General features: G+C 61.9%; 15 protein-coding genes and 1 tRNA gene. 14 read left to right on the top strand and 2 right to left on the bottom strand.

Annotated elements, in window-relative coordinates:
• Positions 1-48: 48 nt before the first annotated feature.
• Entirely contained in the window at positions 49-1,149 is a 1,101-nt protein-coding gene (gene aroC / locus FNZ07_RS26845; protein ID WP_091020122.1) for a chorismate synthase, read from the top strand.
• Positions 1,150-1,224: 75 nt separating this feature from the next.
• On the opposite strand, the gene FNZ07_RS26840 is transcribed toward aroC, so the two are convergent.
• Positions 1,225-2,898 (bottom strand): electron transfer flavoprotein-ubiquinone oxidoreductase, encoded by a 1,674-nt coding sequence (locus FNZ07_RS26840; RefSeq protein WP_091020124.1) that lies wholly within the window; start codon positions 2,896-2,898, stop codon positions 1,225-1,227.
• 188 nt (positions 2,899-3,086) lie between these two features.
• Here FNZ07_RS26840 and FNZ07_RS26835 point away from each other — a divergent pair, with 188 nt between their 5' ends.
• A complete protein-coding gene (locus FNZ07_RS26835; protein WP_091020126.1) occupies positions 3,087-3,866 on the top strand; it encodes an SDR family oxidoreductase in 780 nt (259 codons plus the stop codon).
• A gap of 54 nt (positions 3,867-3,920) precedes the next feature.
• On the top strand, positions 3,921-4,352 hold the full coding sequence (locus tag FNZ07_RS26830; protein WP_091020129.1) for an acyl-CoA thioesterase: 432 nt from the start codon (positions 3,921-3,923) through the stop codon (positions 4,350-4,352).
• 43 nt (positions 4,353-4,395) lie between these two features.
• Here the strand turns inward: FNZ07_RS26830 and FNZ07_RS26825 are convergent, their stop codons facing one another.
• Complete coding sequence (locus tag FNZ07_RS26825) at positions 4,396-4,965, bottom strand: LuxR C-terminal-related transcriptional regulator (protein ID WP_091020223.1); 570 nt, start codon at positions 4,963-4,965, stop codon at positions 4,396-4,398.
• Between the two features lie 234 nt (positions 4,966-5,199).
• On the opposite strand from FNZ07_RS26825, the gene FNZ07_RS26820 reads away from it, so the two are divergent.
• The 11 genes from FNZ07_RS26820 to pheS all read left to right on the top strand — a co-directional run bounded on the left by FNZ07_RS26820 (position 5,200) and on the right by pheS (position 15,471).
• Positions 5,200-5,904 (top strand): CoA transferase subunit A, encoded by a 705-nt coding sequence (locus FNZ07_RS26820; protein ID WP_091020131.1) that lies wholly within the window; start codon positions 5,200-5,202, stop codon positions 5,902-5,904.
• Between the two features lie 2 nt (positions 5,905-5,906).
• Entirely contained in the window at positions 5,907-6,548 is a 642-nt protein-coding gene (locus FNZ07_RS26815) for a CoA transferase subunit B (RefSeq protein ID WP_091020134.1), read from the top strand.
• Positions 6,549-6,894: 346 nt separating this feature from the next.
• A complete protein-coding gene (locus FNZ07_RS26810) occupies positions 6,895-7,815 on the top strand; it encodes an alpha/beta fold hydrolase (protein ID WP_091020137.1) in 921 nt (306 codons plus the stop codon).
• 73 nt (positions 7,816-7,888) lie between these two features.
• Positions 7,889-8,242, top strand: coding sequence for a RidA family protein (locus FNZ07_RS26805; RefSeq protein WP_091020139.1), 354 nt, complete (start codon positions 7,889-7,891; stop codon positions 8,240-8,242).
• Between the two features lie 53 nt (positions 8,243-8,295).
• Positions 8,296-10,536, top strand: a complete 2,241-nt coding sequence (locus FNZ07_RS26800) for a RelA/SpoT family protein (protein WP_091020141.1) — start codon at positions 8,296-8,298, stop codon at positions 10,534-10,536.
• A 110-nt stretch (positions 10,537-10,646) separates the two neighbouring features.
• Positions 10,647-10,723 (top strand) — tRNA-Val (locus tag FNZ07_RS26795).
• A 255-nt stretch (positions 10,724-10,978) separates the two neighbouring features.
• On the top strand, positions 10,979-12,886 hold the full coding sequence (gene thrS, locus FNZ07_RS26785; RefSeq protein WP_091020143.1) for a threonine--tRNA ligase: 1,908 nt from the start codon (positions 10,979-10,981) through the stop codon (positions 12,884-12,886).
• Between the two features lie 51 nt (positions 12,887-12,937).
• Positions 12,938-13,459 (top strand): translation initiation factor IF-3, encoded by a 522-nt coding sequence (infC, locus tag FNZ07_RS26780; protein WP_091020146.1) that lies wholly within the window; start codon positions 12,938-12,940, stop codon positions 13,457-13,459.
• Between the two features lie 252 nt (positions 13,460-13,711).
• Positions 13,712-13,909 carry a 50S ribosomal protein L35 gene (gene rpmI, locus FNZ07_RS26775; protein WP_006052501.1) on the top strand — a complete coding sequence of 66 codons (198 nt, stop codon included), beginning with the start codon at positions 13,712-13,714 and terminating at the stop codon, positions 13,907-13,909.
• A 29-nt stretch (positions 13,910-13,938) separates the two neighbouring features.
• The gene (gene rplT / locus FNZ07_RS26770; protein WP_006052502.1) at positions 13,939-14,298 is read left to right on the top strand and encodes a 50S ribosomal protein L20; all 360 of its coding nucleotides are present in this window, start codon (positions 13,939-13,941) and stop codon (positions 14,296-14,298) included.
• A gap of 159 nt (positions 14,299-14,457) precedes the next feature.
• Positions 14,458-15,471: a phenylalanine--tRNA ligase subunit alpha gene (gene pheS, locus FNZ07_RS26765; protein WP_170275842.1), complete on the top strand. Its 1,014-nt coding sequence runs from the start codon at positions 14,458-14,460 to the stop codon at positions 15,469-15,471.
• Positions 15,472-15,498: the final 27 nt, after the last annotated feature.

Here is a 15,498-nt window from a genome sequence, read left to right as displayed (position 1 = left end):
AGCGGGCTGGCATAATATCGGTCTCCCGCATTTCTTTGGACTCCGCTCATGTCCGGCAATACTCTCGGTACGCTTTTCACCGTCACGACGTTCGGCGAGTCGCATGGACCGGCTATCGGTTGCGTGATCGACGGCTGTCCGCCGGGCATGGCGCTCGCCGAAGACGACATCCAGTTCGAACTCGATCGCCGCAAGCCCGGCACCTCGCGCCACGTGACGCAGCGCCAGGAAGAGGACAAGGTCGAGATCCTGTCCGGCATCTTCGAAGGCCGCACGACCGGCGCGCCGATCGCGCTACTGATCCGCAACACCGACCAGCGCAGTAAGGACTACGGCAACATCGCCGATACCTTCCGTCCCGGTCACGCCGACTACACCTACTGGCAAAAATACGGCATTCGCGATTACCGTGGCGGTGGCCGGTCGTCCGCTCGTCTGACCGCGCCGACGGTGGCCGCCGGTGCGGTCGCGAAGAAGTGGCTGCGCGAGCATTTCGGCGCCGAGATTCGTGCGTACATGGCGACGCTCGGCGAGATCGACGTGCCGTTCGTCGATTGGGCACATGTGCGCGAGAACCCGTTCTTCGCGCCGAATCAGGACATCGTGCCGCAGCTCGAAGCGTATATGGATGCGCTGCGCAAAGACGGCGATTCGATCGGTGCGCGCATCAACGTGGTGGCGTCGGGCATTCCGGTCGGTTTCGGCGAGCCGTTGTTCGACCGCCTCGACGCCGACATCGCACACGCGATGATGGGCATCAATGCGGTGAAGGGTGTCGAGATCGGCGCCGGTTTCGCGAGCGTTGCGCAGCGCGGCTCGGTGCATGGCGACGAGTTGACGCCGGAAGGGTTCGTCGGCAATCACGCGGGTGGGGTGCTCGGCGGTATTTCGACCGGGCAGGACATCACGGTGTCGATCGCGATCAAGCCGACTTCGAGCATCCGTACGCCGCGCCGTTCGATCGATCGAAGCGGACAACCGGTGGTCGTCGAAACGTTCGGGCGCCACGATCCGTGTGTCGGTATCCGCGCGACGCCGATCGCCGAAGCGATGCTCGCGCTGGTGCTGATCGATCATGCGCTGCGTTATCGCGCGCAATGCGGCGACGTGACGGTCGATACACCGAAGATCGCGGCAAGCGCGCCGTAACTTAAGCGGGACGCAGCAAAAAAAAGCACCGCGCGCGGTGCTTTTTTCATGTCTGGAGCGATGTGCGCCGTAGCGTCACATGTTCGGATAATTCGGACCGCCGCCACCTTCCGGCGTCACCCACACGATATTCTGCGTCGGATCCTTGATGTCGCAGGTCTTGCAGTGCACGCAGTTCTGCGCGTTGATCACGAGCCGCTCGCTACCGTCGTCGTTCTTGACGAACTCGTACACGGCGGCCGGGCAGTAGCGACCTTCCGGCCCGGCGTAAGTGCGGTAGTTGACGTTGACCGGCACCGTCGGATCTTTCAGCGTCAGATGCGCGGGCTGGTTTTCCTCGTGGTTCGTGTTCGAGATGAACACCGACGAAAGCCGATCGAACGTCAGCTTGCCGTCCGGCTTCGGATATTCGATCTGCTTGCACTGCGACGCCGGCTTCAGCATCTCGTGATCCCAATGCTGGTGATGCAGCGTCCACGGCACATTGCCGCTGAATACCTTCTGCTCGATACCGACCATCAGCGTGCCGAGGTACAGGCCCTTGCTCATCCACTGCTTGAAATTGCGCGCGCGATGCAACTCGGTGTACAGCCAGGAGGTCTTGAAGGTGTCGGGGAATGCGGCCAGTTCGTCGGACTGACGGCCGGCCTGCACGGCGTCGAATGCGGCGTCGGCGGCGAGCATGCCGGTCTTGATCGCAGCGTGGCTGCCCTTGATCCGCGCGACGTTGAGAAAGCCCGCGTCGTCGCCGACCAGTGCGCCGCCCGGAAACACCAGCTTCGGCAGCGACTGCAAACCGCCTGCCGTGATGGCCCGTGCGCCATACGACACGCGTTTGCCGCCTTCGAGAAACGCGCGGATCGCCGGATGCGTCTTGTAGCGCTGGAATTCCTCGAACGGCGACAGGTACGGGTTCGTATAGCCGAGACCGACGATGAAGCCGACCATCACCTGGTTGTTGTCGATGTGATAGAGGAACGAGCCGCCGTACGTATCGCTTTCGAGCGGCCAGCCGGCCGAGTGGATCACGAGGCCGGGCTTGTGCTTCGCCGGATCGATTTCCCACAGTTCCTTGATGCCGATGCCGTACACCTGCGGATCGACGCCGTCGCGCAGCTTGTATCGGTCGGACAACTGGCGACCAAGATGCCCGCGCGCGCCTTCGCAGAACAATGTGTACTTCGCATGCAGTTCCATGCCGAGCTGGAAGTTCTCGGTCGGCTCGCCGTCTTTGCCGACACCCATGTTGCCGGTCGCGACGCCCTTGACCGAGCCATCGTCGTTATAGAGGATTTCCGCAGCCGGGAAGCCCGGGAAAATTTCGACGCCGAGCGCCTCGGCCTGCTGACCCAGCCAGCGCGTCACGTTGGCGAGGCTGACGACGTAGTTGCCGTGGTTCTTGAAGTTGTCCGGGAGCATCCAGTTCGGCACGGCCTTCGCGCCGGTTTCGGACAGGAACAGGAAGCGGTCTTCGCTCACCTCGACGTTGAGCGGCGCGCCTTTTTCCTTCCAGTCGGGGATCAATTCGATGATGGCTCGCGGGTCCATGACGGCCCCGGAGAGGATGTGGGCCCCGACCTCCGAGCCCTTTTCGAGCACGCAGACCCCGATCTCGACGCCTTTCTCCTGCGCCCGCTGCTTGAGCCGGATCGCCGCGGACAGACCCGCCGGGCCGCCGCCAACGATCACCACGTCGTATTCCATTGACTCGCGCGGGCCATATTGCTCAATGAGACTTGTGGGGGTCATTGAAGCTCCTCTTACCGTTAGAATGCTTTTTTCGGGTTCGTATTGTCAGCGAACGATACCTGCGCTGCAACCGGATGAACAGAGATTAGCACGATCGTTCTATTTATGTGGTACGGTGGCGACGCGCGCAATCGAGGTCATTGGCGGTATCGCCGCGCCTGCAACCCTCATCAAAACAAGGAAAGACAATGGGCCGTTCGATCAATCTGGAAGGCAAGGTCGCGCTGATTACCGGCGCGTCGAGCGGACTCGGCAAGCGCTTTGCGCAAGTGCTGTCGCAGGCCGGTGCGAAGGTCGTGCTGGCCAGCCGCCGTACCGAACGCCTGAAGGAACTACGCGCTGAAATCGAAGCCTCCGGCGGCGCGGCGCACGTCGTCTCGCTCGATGTCACCGATTATCAGAGCATCAAGTCGGCAGTGGCGCACGCCGAGACCGAAGCGGGCACGATCGACATCCTCGTCAATAACTCGGGCGTGTCGACCACGCAGAAGCTGTCCGAAGTCACGCCCGCCGATTTCGAATACGTGTTCGACACGAACACGCGCGGCGCTTTCTTCGTCGCCCAGGAAGTCGCGAAGCGGATGATCATGCGCAGCAACAACGGCGGCCAGAAGCCCGCTTACCGGATCATCAACATTGCGTCGGTGGCGGGGCTGCGGGCGTTTCCGCAAATCGGCCTGTATTCGATGAGCAAGGCCGCTGTCGTCCATATGACGAAGGCGATGGCGCAGGAATGGGGCCGTCACGGCATCAATGTGAACGCGATCTGCCCTGGCTACATCGATACGGAAATCAATCACCATCACTGGTCGACCGAGCAGGGGCAGAAGCTGGTGTCGCTGCTGCCGCGGCACCGCGTCGGCAAGCCGGAAGATCTGGACGGCCTGCTGCTGTTGCTCGCCGCCGACGAATCGCAGTTCATCAACGGTTCGATCATTGCCGCCGACGATGGCTTCGGCCTCGCCTGACGACCGCCTGGCACGGCGCGCGCCGTGCCGGTTTTAACGAGCAGAAGAAGTACGATGAGCGAATACCACGCAGTCTTCGAGATGTCGATGCCGATCCGCTGGGGCGATATGGACGCGTTCGGCCACGTCAACAATACGATCTATTTCCGCTACATGGAGCAGGTGCGGCTCTCCTGGTTTGAGCAGATCGGCATTGCAGGCGGCAACGGCCAGGGGCAGGGACCGGTGCTCGTCAATGCATCGATGGAGTTTCTCCGGCAGCTGCATTATCCCGGCGACGTGATCGGCCGGATGACGGTCGGCAAACCCGGGCGCAGCAGCTTCGATACCGGTTTCGAACTGTTCCGCGCCGACGATCCGCAGACGCTTTATGCACGCGGCGCCGCACGCTGCGTGTGGATCGACTATGCAGCCGGCAAGTCGACGCCGCTGCCGGACCTGCTGCGCGGGACGATCGAGAACGCGCTGCTCGTCAAGCTCGGCTGAGCGTAGCCAGCACCCCATCTCCCTTCTGTTACGCCGTCACCCGTCAATGCCCGAGCAGCCGCTGCAGCAGCTCGGTGGCATTGCCCGTATCGTATTTGCGCATCAATTTCGCGCGATACACATCGACAGTGCGGGAACTGATATCGAGCGCGCGGCCAATCTGTTTGCTCGTCTTTCCCGTCACCAGTTGCGCGGCGATCTCGCGCTCGCGCGGCGTCAGTTCGACGGCAACGCGCCGGGTTGCGCTCAGATCCTCGAAAGTCCAGACGCCCGCCGCATGCGGGTCGCCGCGATCGAGCGAACGGCCGGTCACGTGACACCAGAACAGTTCGCCGTTCGTGCGCTTCATGATGCGGTCGTCGGCGTAGCTGCCCTGAGCGGTCATGATCGGCGGAATGCGCGCGCCGATCCGCTCGAATTCATCGGACGATGGATAGAGCACCTGAAACGATTGCCCGAGCAACGACTCGCGCGTACGGCCGAAGATCGCCGCGAGCTGGTCGTTGCAGTCTTCGATGATCCGCTCGCGCGACAGCACGAGTCCGATCGGCGCAAGGTGGAAGGCAGTCTGGTAATCGAGGGCGGGCGTCGGCGGCGGGTGGTGAAGAGCAATGGCGAACACTTATGTATTTTTGCGTATTGTGCCGTATCGCTGCCGCAGCGTACCCTTTCGAACAAATCACAAGGCCGCGCAGCACGGGCGAGCGAGCGGGACGCAGGTTGCGCGATCCAGCGACGACGCCCACCGCGGACGACTAGAATGACGTGACGTGACGTGACGGGCCGCGACAGCGGCGCAGCGCATCGATCCGGTTTTCGGGTTTCATATCGAGGAAGGGACAAACTGATGAACAAGGTCTATCCAGGCGCGACTGCCGCGCTCGAAGACATCGTCAAGGACGGGCAGACGTTCGCCGTCGGTGGCTTTGGTCTGTGCGGCATTCCGGAGGCGCTGATCGCGGCGCTGCGCGACACCGGCGTGAAAGGCATCACGTGTATCAGCAACAATGCGGGCGTCGACGGCTTCGGTCTCGGCCAGTTGCTCGAGACGCGCCAGGTCAAGAAGATGATCTCGTCGTATGTCGGCGAGAACAAGGAGTTCGAGCGCCAGTATTTGGCCGGCGAACTCGAACTTGAATTCACGCCGCAAGGCACGCTCGCCGAGAAGCTGCGCGCGGGCGGCTCGGGCATCCCGGCGTTCTTCACCAACACTGGCTTCGGTACGCTGATTGCCGAAGGCAAGGAAACCCGCGATTTCGACGGCAGGCAATACGTACTCGAACGTTCGCTGACCGCTGACGTCGCGCTCGTCAAGGCATGGAAAGCCGACAAATCGGGCAACCTGATCTATCGCCGCACCGCGCGCAACTTCAACCCGATGTGCGCGATGGCCGGCAAGATCACGGTCGCGGAAGTCGAAGAGATCGTCGAGGTGGGCGAGCTCGATCCGGACGCGATCCACACGCCGGGCATCTTCGTGCAGCGCATCGTGCTGAATGCGCATCCGGAGAAACGCATCGAACAACGCATCGTCCGCGCGAAAGGAGCGTGATCATGGCATGGACTCGTGACGAAATGGCCGCACGCGCGGCGAAAGAACTGCAGGACGGTTTCTACGTGAACCTCGGTATCGGCCTGCCGACGCTGGTGGCGAACCACGTGCCGGCCGGCGTCGAAGTGTGGCTGCAATCGGAGAACGGTCTGCTCGGTATCGGCCCGTCGCCGACCGAAGAAGAAGTCGACGCGGATCTGATCAACGCCGGCAAGCAGACGGTGACGACGCTGCCGGGTTCGTCGATTTTTTCGTCGGCGGATTCGTTTGCGATGATTCGCGGCGGCCACATCAATCTCGCGATCCTCGGCGCGATGCAGATCAGCAAGAAGGGCGATCTCGCGAACTGGATGATCCCGGGCAAGATGATCAAGGGCATGGGCGGCGCGATGGATCTGGTGGCCGGCGTGAAGCGTGTGGTCGTGCTGATGGAGCACGTCGCGAAGGGCGATCAGCACAAGATTCTCGAAGAATGCACGTTGCCGCTGACGGGTGTGGGTGTCGTCAATCAGATCATCACCGATCTCGGTGTGATCGACGTGACCGCCGACGGACTGAAACTGGTCGAACTGGCGCCGGGCGTGAGCGTCGATGAGATCAAGGCGAAGACCGGCGCGCCGCTCGACGTGAGCGCCGTGAACTGATCGAAACGGTATAGGCAGGTTGCTACACAGGCGGCAGTCGCACTGACACGCAAGCGAAGCGAGACGGGCAGTTGCCGCGCAGGTTGCAGTCGCGGTGTCGCACGAGGCGGGCGGAACCCAGGAATCCGGGGTTTCGCCCGCTTTGTTTTTGGGCCGGGCTGATCGCCGAGCCACTGGCCGATGGCGGCGCGTTTGCGGGTCCCCCATGACAAAGCGGTTTACAATTAGCCCTGTTCCGCAGCTTTCTTCGGGCTGCGCCGCTGGGCCGCTCGCCTGCAATGTCCGGTAGCGCCGCAGCCCACGCCACCGATGGACTCTCCGCCCGTGTCTTCGTAAGGACCCCCTGATGACCGCCACGTCCGCCGTTCCCGCCGCATCCGTCGATTCCTCTGCGCCACGTCAGCGTTTCGTCCAGTGTTCGAGCGCAAGCGGCCTGCATCGCGTCGCCTATACCGAGTGGGGCGATCCGGCCAATCCGCGCGTGCTGCTTTGCGTTCATGGGCTCACGCGCTCAGGTCGCGATTTCGATCGGGTGGCGCGGGCGTTGTCGGGCGTGTACCGGGTGGTGTGCCCCGATGTCGTAGGCCGCGGCTTGTCGTCGTGGCTCGTCAATCCAGCGGGTTACACGGTGCCCCAGTATGTCGCGGACATGATCACGCTGATCGCGCGCCTCGATGTGGAAACGGTCGATTGGTTCGGCACGTCGATGGGCGGTTTGATCGGCATGGGACTGGCCGGTCTGCCGGGCTCGCCGATCCGCAAGCTGCTGCTCAACGATGTCGGTCCGCGTCTGGATCCCGCGGCCGTTGCGCGCATCGGCGATTACCTGGGCAAGCCCGCGCGCTTCGAGACGCTGCAGCAGGGCATCGATCATGCGGCGCTGCTCGCGAAAACGTTCGGCCCGCTGACGCCCGACGAATGGCGCGAGATCAATACGCCGCTACTGCACGAGCGCGATGGCGCATGGCAGTTCCGCTACGATCCGCGCATCGCCGAGCCGTTCGCCGCGCTAACCGCGGAACAGACCGCGCTCGGCGAAGCGGCGCTGTGGCACGCGCTCGCTACCGCACCGGGGCCGGTGCTGGCCGTGCGCGGCGCGCAATCGGATCTGTTGTCGCGCGAAACGCTGGCTCAGATGGTGGAGCGCGGGCGTGCGGTGTCGAGCGTCGAGATCGAAGGCGTGGGGCACGCGCCGGCGTTTCTATCGGCGGACCAGATCGACATCGCGCGACGTTTCTTCATCGGCGCGGATGCCGACGCGTCATAATATGCGGTTGCGCGGCGCGCCATTCGCGGCAATGCGCAGTGCATCCGTTCACCCTTAACCGTCAGGACATTTCATGGCAGTCATTCGTCACCACGTCGGCAAGCGCCTTTCCGAAATCGCCGTGTACAACGGCACGGTCTACCTCGCCGGCCAGATCGCCGAAGACACCGAGCAGGACATCGCCGGTCAGACGCGCGAAGTGCTCGGGCACATCGATCGCCTGCTGGGCGAAGTGAACAGCGACAAATCGCATCTGCTGTCCGTGCAGATCTACATCTCGGACATGGTCCATTTCGCCGGCATGAACGCGGTGTGGGACGAGTGGGTCGCACAAGGTGCGACGCCGCCGCGCGCGACGGTCGAAGCGAGCCTCGCGAACCCGAAGTGCCTCGTCGAAGTGGTCGTCGTGGCTGCGCAGCGTAGCTAGCTGAATTTGCTGTCGAATACCCAGGTTCGCCGGAGCCGGCGGACCGCTGCACCATGAATACCGATACCGTTACGACTGTGCCTCAACCTGTGCCGTCTTTCGACGACGCGCTGGCGTTCGTCCGCGAACATGCGGGCGACGTGCGGCTGTCGTCCGGTGAACTGCTCGCGGAACACGCGATCGGCACGGCGTCGATCATGCGTACGCTCAACGTCGATCCGCCCGCTGTGCTCGCGGCTGCGCTGTTCGGGCTGACGCCGCACTTGCAGGACCCGGAGCAGCTCATCGCGGAGAAGTTCGGCGAAGAGGTGGCGCAGCTCGTCGGTAACGTGCGCAAGCTGTTGCGCCTCGGTACGGTCAGCCTGCGCGCCGCGCAGAACGCGTTTCCCGAAGCGGGACGCGACGCGGAAGCGGCGCGCCGCGCGCAGATCGAGGCGCTGCGCAAGATGCTGCTCGCGTTCGCGCAGGACATCCGCGTCGTGCTGATTCGCCTCGCATCGCGGTTGCAGTCGCTGCGCTACTACGCGGCGGCGAAGGTGGCACCGTCGCCCGACGTCGCACGCGAAACGCTCGATATCTACGCGCCGCTCGCTAACCGGCTCGGCATCTGGCAACTGAAGTGGGAGCTCGAGGACCTCGCGTTCCGTTTCGAAGAACCCGAAACGTACAAGCGCATCGCGAAGCTGCTCGATGAGAAACGCGTCGAGCGCGAGAGCTATGTCGACGAAGCGATCACCCGGCTGCAGCACGAGCTGGCCGAGGCACATATCCGCGCGGAAGTGAGCGGCCGGCCGAAGCATATCTACAGCATCTGGCGCAAGATGCACGGCAAGGCGCTCGATTTCGCCGAGCTCTACGACGTGCGCGCGTTTCGCGTGATCGTGCCGGATATCAAGGATTGCTACACCGTGCTCGGCATCGTGCACAACCTGTGGCAACCGGTGCCGAGAGAGTTCGACGACTACATCTCGCGACCGAAGCCGAACGGCTACAAGTCGCTGCATACGGTTGTGATCGGCGACGACGGCCGGGCGTTCGAAGTGCAGATCCGCACGCAGGAAATGCATAGCTTTGCCGAGTACGGCGTGGCGGCGCACTGGCGCTACAAGGAAGCCGGCACGCGCGGCTACGACGGCCAGTTCAGTGCGGACGAGAAGTACGACGAGAAGATCGCATGGCTGCGCCAGTTGCTCGCGTGGAAGGACGATGTGTCCGAGGGCGACGACAAGGAGCAGGTCAGTCAGCCGTGGGAGCATTTGCGCCAGGCCACGGTCGACGACGATCACATCTATGTGATGACGCCGCAGGCGCGCGTGATTCCGTTGCCGCAGGGCTCGACGCCGGTGGACTTCGCATATCACCTGCATAGCGAACTGGGACACCGGTGCCGTGGTGCACGCGTCGACGGTGCGATGGTCCCGCTCAACACGTCGCTGCAGAACGGGCAGACCGTCGAGATCGTCGCGGTGAAAGAGGGCGGTCCGTCACGCGACTGGCTCAATCCACAGCTTGGCTACATGCATAGTCCGCGCGCGCGGCAGAAAGTGCGCGCGTGGTTCAACGCGGTCGATGCGCAGGAAAACATCGCGACCGGCCGCGCGATGGTCGAAAAGACCTTGCAGCGCGAGGGCAAGACTTCGGTCAATCTCGATCAGCTCGCGGCGAAGCTCGGCTTCAAGGACACCGACGATCTGTTCTCGGTGGTCGGCAAGGAAGAGTTCAGCTTGCGACTCGTCGAGCAGGCGCTGCACGATGCGCCGCCGGCCGAGCCGGAGATCGAGGCACCCGAGCAGTTCGAGAAGCGCAGCAGTGGTGCGAGCGTTGCGCACGGCGCGTCGACGGGCGTGCTGGTGGTCGGCGTCGATGCGCTGCTGACGCAGCTCGCGCGTTGCTGCCGCCCGGCGCCGCCGGATGAGATCAGCGGTTTCGTCACGCGCGGCAAGGGCATGTCGATTCACCGGCGCGATTGCCCGACGTTCCTGCGGATGGTCGATCGCGCACCCGAGCGCGTGCTGCAGACCACATGGTCCGCAGACGTGCTGAGCGGCCGCGGCCAGTCGGTGTACCCAGTCGACCTGGCAATCGAAGCAAGCGACCGGCAAGGACTGCTGCGCGATATCTCCGAAGTGTTTGCGCGCGAGAAGATGAACGTGATCGGCGTGAAGACGCAGAGCCGTCGCAACGCGGCCTACATGCAATTCACCGTCGAAGTATCGAGCGCCGCGCAGGTTCAGCGCGCGTGCGCGTTGCTCGGCGAAGTGGCCGGCGTCGTGCGTGCCTCGCGCAAGGCGTGACGCTACCGACGGCAAGCGCGTGCAGTTTCCCGTCGTGAGCAGTTCCTGTGATGTGGCTGCATAAAAGTACTTGCCAAGATTTGCTGGGCTTCTTATAATTTCGCTTCTTTAGGCTCGTAGCTCAGCTGGTTAGAGCACCACCTTGACATGGTGGGGGTCGTTGGTTCGAGTCCAATCGAGCCTACCAACGAAAATCGAAACTCCGGTTCGCCGGAGTTTTTGAATAATGAAGCAGCATGCGCTTCGGCGCATCAAGGCGAATACGGTTATGACACCGCGAACGTTGACCGGAACCACTTCGGAACGACGCTAGTCGAGGACCTCTTTCGCCCTTGTAGTTTGCTGAATGTGAAATGCGGCCCCTCGAAAGCGGGGCCGCATTTTTTTCGTCTTTATCGGGTTATCGTATGTGCCGCCGCCGGTCGGCATCACGGAGAGCGAAATGGTTTCGATACGTCTGCCTGACGGTTCTGTTCGACAGTACGAGCATCCGGTTACGGTCGCCGAAGTAGCGGCGTCGATCGGTCCGGGTCTGGCCAAAGCCGCGCTTGGCGGCAAGATCGACGGCGAACTGGTCGATACGTCCGCGTTGATCGATCACGATGCGTCGCTCGCCATCGTCACGGATAAAGATAAAGACGGCCTCGATATCATCCGCCACTCCACCGCGCACTTGCTCGCGTATGCGGTGAAGGATCTGTATCCGGAAGCGCAGGTCACGATCGGCCCGGTGATCGATAACGGCTTCTACTACGACTTCGCATACAGCCGTCCTTTCACGCCGGACGATCTCGAGAAGATCGAAAAGCGCATGCAGGAGCTTGCGAAGAAAGACGAGCCGGTGTCGCGCCGCGTAGTGTCGCGCGACGAAGCGGTGACGTACTTCAAGAGCATCGGCGAGAAGTACAAGGCCGAGATCATCGAATCGATTCCCGCTACCGACGAAATCAAGCTCTACTCGCACGGCGGCTTTACCGATCTGTGCCGCGGCCCGCACGTGCCGTCCACCGGCAAGCTGAAGGTGTTCAAGCTGATGCGTGTGGCAGGCGCGTACTGGCGCGGCGATGCGAAGAACGAACAGCTGCAGCGTATCTACGGTACGGCGTGGGTCAAGAAGGAAGATCAGGACGCGTACCTGCACATGCTCGAAGAAGCCGAGAAGCGCGATCACCGCAAGCTCGGCAAGCAACTCGACCTGTTCCACATGCAGGAAGAGTCGCCGGGCATGGTGTTCTGGCATCCGCGTGGCTGGACGCTGTGGCAGCAGGTCGAGCAGTATATGCGCCGCCGCGTGAACGATGCGGGCTATCTCGAGATCAAGACGCCGATGATCATGGACCGCTCGCTGTGGGAAGCGTCGGGTCACTGGCAGAACTATCGCGAGAACATGTTCACGACGGAATCGGAGAAACGCGACTACGCGATCAAGCCGATGAACTGCCCGGGGCACGTGCAGGTGTTCAACCACGGGCTGCGTTCGTATCGCGATCTGCCGTTGCGCTATGCCGAGTTCGGCTCGTGTCACCGCAATGAAGCGTCGGGCGCGCTGCACGGCCTGATGCGCGTGCGCGGTTTCGTGCAGGACGACGCACACATTTTCTGTACCGAAGACCAGTTCATCAGCGAGTCGATCGCATTCAACACGCTCGCGATGAGCGTGTACAAGGACTTCGGCTTCGATCAGGTCGAGATCAAGCTGTCGCTGCGCCCCGATGCGCGCGCCGGCACCGACGAAACCTGGGATCGTGCCGAACAGGGCCTGCGCGAGGCGCTGACGGCCTGCGGCGTGAGCTGGGAGGAATTGCCCGGGGAGGGCGCGTTCTACGGTCCGAAGGTCGAATATCACATCAAGGACGCGCTCGGCCGCTCGTGGCAATGCGGCACGCTGCAGCTCGATATGGTGCTGCCGGAGCGCCTCGGCGCCGAATACGTGGCCGAGGACAACGGCCGGCGCCGCCCGATCATGCTGCACCGGGCAATCGTCGGATCAATGGAGCGTTTTCTCGGCATTCTGATCGAGCACCATGCTGGTGCAATGCCGTCCTGGCTGGCGCCGATGCAGGTTGTGGTGATGAATATCGCCGAAAGTCAGGCCGAATATGCCGCTGCTCTCGCCCAAACGTTGCAAAAACAAGGGGTTAGAGTAGAGGTTGATTTGCGCAACGAGAAGATTAGCTATAAAATACGCGAGCACACGCTGGAAAAGGTGCCGTACCTCCTTGTGGTCGGCGATAAAGAGCGTGATGCACAAACGGTAGCCGTGCGTGCCCGTGGTGGCGTCGATCTGGGTGTAATGCCGGTCGAAGCCTTTACTGAACGCCTGCGCGAGGACGTGCAGTCGTTCCGGTAAGCCCACTTCGGCAGCGCGGCTCGTTTTTTTAATTTTTAGAGGAAACGTAACATCGCTACGGATAAGCCGCATCGCATCAACGGCGAAATAACCGCACCTGAGGTGCGTCTCGTCGGAGTCGAAAACGAACCGCTGGGCATCGTGAAACTCGCCGATGCTTTCCGACTGTCGGAGCAGCAGGACGTTGATCTGGTCGAAATTGCTCCGCAGGCGGTACCGCCTGTTTGCCGGTTAATGGACTACGGCAAATTCAAGTACCAGGAAGCGAAGAAGCAACACGAGGCCAAGCTCAAGCAGAAGGTCATCCAGGTCAAGGAAGTGAAGTTCCGACCCGGTACCGACGACGGAGATTACAACGTCAAGCTTCGTAATCTCGTGCGCTTTCTCGAAGACGGCGACAAGACGAAAATCACGTTGCGTTTCCGTGGTCGCGAAATGGCTCACCAGGAAATCGGTATGCGCATGCTGGAGCGTCTGCGCACCGACCTCGACGAAGTCGGTCAGGTCGAGCAGATGCCCAAGATGGAAGGGCGCCAGATGATCATGGTGCTGTCGCCGAAGAAAAAGAAGTAAGCCGCAAGCGGGTGCATCGTGTGATGTGCCCGGCGGTTGTGAAAAGTAGTTGTGGAAAAATCAGGCTTCTCGTCAGGTGACGGGAAGCAGCAGGTTTCGAAGCAGTGCCGGTTTCACAGGCACTGCTTCTGAAAAAGCGGCGACCGGCAGGACAGGTCTGCTGCATACCAAGTGGAGTGGGTTTCGAAGGGCGGTAAAGGGCATTCGTGCCAACCGCACACCCATATCCATCAAATAATGGAGTTGTTCGTCATGCCTAAGATGAAGACCAAGAAGAGTGCTGCAAAGCGCTTCGTGGTGCGCCCGGGCGGTACCGTCAAGCGCGGTCAAGCCTTCAAGCGCCACATTCTTACCAAGAAAACCACCAAGAACAAGCGTCACCTGCGTGGCTCTACGGCCGTTCATGATTCCGATCTGAACTCCGTGCGCGCAATGTTGCCGTTCGCCTAACCCTTAACTAAAACTCACAGGAGTTCATTATGCCTAGAGTCAAACGTGGGGTTACCGCACGGGCCCGCCACAAGAAGATCATCAAGCTGGCCAAGGGTTACCGCGGCCGCCGCAATAACGTCTATCGCATCGCCAAGCAGGCGGTCATGCGCGCAGGCCAGTACGCCTACCGCGATCGCCGCAACAAGAAGCGTGTGTTCCGCGCACTGTGGATCACGCGTATCAACGCGGCGGTGCGTCAGCACGACATGACGTACAGCGTGTTCATCAACGGCCTGAAGAAGGCTTCGATCGAACTCGACCGCAAGGTGCTGGCCGACATGGCTGTGTTCGACAAGGCCGCTTTTGCTGCGATCGTTCAGCAGGTGAAAGCCGCCGTTGCAGCCTGATTGCGCTAGTTAGCACATCGTACTGCGTGGTTCGTTGCAGCGAAGATCCGGTGGTTTCGGTGACGCTGCAACAAAAACGGGGCTCCTCACCGAGCCCCTTTTTTGTTGGTCGAGCCACTTTCGTTTCGATAGAACACTGACGTTGAAAAGATGGGATCAATGGATCTGGACCAGATTGTCGCCGACGCGCAAAAAGCCTTCGAACAGGCCACCGACATCACGACCCTCGAAAACGAAAAAGCCCGTTTTCTCGGTAAGTCGGGTGCACTGACCGAGTTGCTGAAGGGTTTGGGCAAACTCGATCCCGAGGCGCGTAAAACTGAAGGCGCGCGTATCAACATCGTCAAGCAGCAGGTGGAAGCCGCGCTGACGGCGCGCCGCCAGGCGCTCGCCGATGCGTTGCTGAACCAGCGTCTCGCCGCCGAGGCGATCGACGTCACGCTGCCGGGTCGCGGCATCGGTGCAGGCAGCCTGCATCCGGTGATGCGCACGTGGGAGCGCGTCGAACAGATTTTCCGCTCGATCGGTTTCGATGTGGCCGACGGCCCCGAGATCGAAACCGACTGGTACAACTTCACCGCATTGAACAGCCCGGAGAACCATCCGGCGCGCTCGATGCAGGACACGTTTTATGTCGACGGCAAGGATGCCGACGGCCGCCAGCTGCTGCTGCGTACGCATACGAGCCCGATGCAGGTTCGCTACGCCCGCATGAACAAGCCGCCGATCAAGGCGATCGCGCCGGGCCGTACTTATCGCGTGGACAGCGACGCGACGCATTCGCCGATGTTCAACCAGGTCGAAGGCCTGTGGATCGACGAGAACATCAGCTTTGCGGATCTGAAGGGCGTCTACACGGATTTCCTGAAGAAGTTCTTCGAGCGCGACGACATTCTCGTGCGCTTCCGTCCGTCGTATTTCCCGTTCACCGAACCGTCGGCCGAAATCGACATGATGTTCGAGCAGGGCAAGAACGCCGGTAAGTGGCTGGAAATTTCGGGCTCGGGCCAGGTTCATCCGACCGTGATCCGCAACATGGGCCTCGACCCCGAGCGTTACATCGGCTTTGCTTTTGGCAGCGGCCTCGAGCGGCTCGCGATGCTGCGTTACGGCGTGCAGGACCTGCGTCTGTTCTTTGAGAACGACCTGCGTTTCCTGCGCCAATTCGCGTAACGCTCGCTGTGCTGCCGGCAGGTGCCG

It is taken from the genome of Paraburkholderia megapolitana (assembly GCF_007556815.1).
GTDB classification, from domain to species: Bacteria; Pseudomonadota; Gammaproteobacteria; order Burkholderiales; family Burkholderiaceae; genus Paraburkholderia; species Paraburkholderia megapolitana.
This window is presented reverse-complemented; position numbering and strand designations above follow the sequence as displayed.